The 3,016-nt window shown below is 64.8% G+C and carries 1 protein-coding gene and 1 pseudogene; both read right to left on the reverse strand.

Annotation, left to right across the window (positions count from 1 at the left end):
* Positions 1–1,683, reverse strand: a 1,683-nt coding sequence (gene treS / locus KUF83_RS37020) for a maltose alpha-D-glucosyltransferase (RefSeq protein WP_217459448.1), incomplete at its 3' end; no start/stop codon positions are given.
* Positions 1,680–3,016: pseudogene (locus KUF83_RS37025) on the reverse strand (alpha-1,4-glucan--maltose-1-phosphate maltosyltransferase); the annotation flags it as partial. The gene treS and the pseudogene KUF83_RS37025, both read right to left, overlap by 4 nt.

Below are 3,016 nucleotides of genomic sequence, written 5' to 3' on the forward strand. Positions count from 1 at the left end.
CAGTCGGAACCAGTAGAAGCCGTGGCCTGCGAGGGTGAGGAGGTAGGGGAGGTCGCCGATGGCGGGGAAGCGGACGCCGCCGATGAGTTCGACGGGGTGGCGGCCGTTGAAGGTCTGGAGGTCGAGTTCGGTGGGTTGGGCGAAGCGGGAGAAGTTGTGGACGCACAGGACGAGGTCGTCGCCGTGTTCGCGGAGGAAGGCGATGACGGCGGGGTTGGAGGAGGGGAGTTCGGTGTAGGAGCCGAGGCCGAAGGCGGGGTTCTGTTTGCGGATTTCGATCATGCGTCGGGTCCAGTGGAGCAGTGAGCTGGGGTTGCTCATGGAGGCTTCGACGTTGGTGACCTGGTAGCCGTGGACGGGGTCCATGATCGTGGGGAGGAAGAGGCGTCCGGGGTCGCAGGAGGAGAAGCCGGCGTTGCGGTCGGGGGTCCATTGCATGGGGGTGCGCACCGCGTCGCGGTCGCCGAGCCAGATGTTGTCGCCCATGCCGATTTCGTCGCCGTAGTAGAGGATCGGCGATCCCGGCAGTGACAGCAGCAGGGCGGTGAAGAGTTCGATCTGGTTGCGGTCGTTGTCGAGGAGGGTGGCCAGCCGCCGCCTGATGCCGATGTTGGCGCGCATGCGGGGGTCTTTGGCGTATTCGGCGTACATGTAGTCGCGTTCTTCGTCGGTGACCATTTCGAGGGTGAGTTCGTCGTGGTTGCGGAGGAAGATGCCCCATTGGCAGCCGGAGGGGATGGCGGGGGTTTTCGCGAGGATTTCGGAGACGGGGTAGCGGGATTCGCGGCGGACGGCCATGAAGATGCGGGGCATGACGGGGAAGTGGAAGGCCATGTGGCATTCGTCGCCGCCGGTGGTGTAGTCGCCGAAGTAGTCGACGACGTCTTCGGGCCATTGGTTGGCTTCGGCGAGGAGGACGGTGTCGGGGTAGTGGGCGTCGATTTCGGCGCGGACGCGTTTGAGGATGTGGTGGGTGGCGGGGAGGTTTTCGCAGTCGGTGTTTTCTTCGGCGAAGAGGTAGGGGACGGCGTCGAGGCGGAAGCCGTCGATGCCGAGGTCGAGCCAGAAGCGGAGGGCGGAGATGATTTCTTCGACGACGGCGGGGTTTTCGAAGTTGAGGTCGGGTTGGTGGGAGAAGAAGCGGTGCCAGTAGTACTGCTTGCGGAGGGGGTCGAAGGTCCAGTTGGAGGCTTCGGTGTCGACGAAGATGATGCGGGCGTCGGGGTATTGCTTGTCGTCGTCGGCCCACATGTAGTAGTCGCCGTAGGGGCCTTGGGGGTCGTTGCGTGAGGCTTGGAACCAGGGGTGCTGGTCGCTGGTGTGGTTCATGACGAAGTCGATGATGACGCGCATGCCGCGTTGGTGGGCGGCGTCGACGAATTCGACGAAGTCGGCGAGGTCGCCGAATTCGGGGAGGACGGCGGTGTAGTCGGAGACGTCGTAGCCGCCGTCTTTGAGGGGGGATTTGAAGAAGGGGGGGAGCCAGAGGCAGTCGACGCCGAGCCATTGGAGGTAGTCGAGTTTGGCGGTGAGGCCTTTGAGGTCGCCGATGCCGTCGCCGTTGCTGTCCTGGAAGGAGCGGACGAGGACTTCGTAGAAGACGGCGCGTTTGAACCATTCGGGGTCCCGGTCTTTGGCGGGGGTGTCTTCGAATGTGTCCGGGACGGGCTCGTTGACGATCATGTGGGTGACCCTCCGGTGGGCGGTGAGGACGGTCGCAGGACGGTGGTGACGTGCGCGGGCCGCAGTCCGGGCGTGAGGCGTACGTAGTTGGTCCTGCCCCAGTGGTAGATCTCGCCGGTGAGCTCGTCGCGCACCGGCACCGACTCGTGCCAGTCGAGGCCGAGTCGTGGCATGTCCAACGAGATGGTGGCTTCCTGGGTGTGGTGAGGGTCGAGGTTCACAACCACCAGAACCGTGTTCGATCCACGTGCGTCCGTGACGGACTTCGAATACGCGAGGACCGCCTCCTTGTCCGTCTCGTGGAAATGCAGGTCGCGCAGTTGTCGAAGGGCAGGGCTGCGACGCCTGATCGCGTTGAGTTCGGCGATCAGGGGGGCGATGCTACGACCCTCCTGTTCCGCGGACTCCCAGTCCCGTGGACGCAGTTGGTACTTCTCGGAGTGCAGGTATTCTTCGCTCCCCTCGCGCACCGGCACGTTCTCGCACAGCTCGAATCCGCTGTAGACACCCCAGGTCGGTGAGAGCGTCGCCGCCAGCACCGCGCGCAGCTCGAAGGCCGCCCGGCCGCCGTGCTGGAGGAACTCGTGCAGGATGTCGGGGGTGTTGACGAAGAAGTTGGGCCGCATATAGGCGGCCGCCTCACCGGAGAGTTCGGTGAGGTACTCGGTCAGCTCCTCCCTGGTGTTGCGCCAGGTGAAGTACGTGTACGACTGCTGGAATCCGATCGCACCGAGCGTGTGCATCATCGCCGGGCGGGTGAACGCCTCGGCCAGGAAGATCACGTCGGGATCGGTACGGTTGATGTCCGCGATCACCTGCTCCCAGAAGATGACCGGTTTCGTATGCGGGTTGTCGACGCGGAAGATCCGTACGCCGTGACTCATCCAGAACCGGAGAACGCGAAGCGTCTCCTTGATCAGGCCCGGCATGTCCTTGTCGAAGGCGATCGGATAGATGTCCTGGTACTTCTTCGGCGGGTTCTCCGCGTACGCGATCGTCCCGTCGGGGCGGTGGTGGAACCACTCCGGGTGCTTTTCCACCCACGGGTGGTCGGGTGAGCACTGCAGCGCGAAGTCGAGAGCGATCTCCAGGTCCAGCTCGGCGGCCCGGCGGACGAACTCGTCGAAGTCGTCGATCGTGCCGAGATCCGGGTGGACGGCGTCGTGCCCGCCTTCCGGCGAACCGATCGCCCACGGGACCCCGACGTCGTACGGTCCCGGGTTCAGCGTGTTGTTCGGTCCCTTGCGGAAGGTCGTGCCGATGGGGTGGACCGGCGGCAGGTACACCACGTCGAAGCCCATCGCGGCGATGGCCGGCAGCCGTCGCGCCGCGG

The sequence above is a fragment of the Streptomyces sp. BV286 genome (assembly GCF_019090165.1).
Classification (GTDB): domain Bacteria; phylum Actinomycetota; class Actinomycetes; order Streptomycetales; family Streptomycetaceae; genus Streptomyces.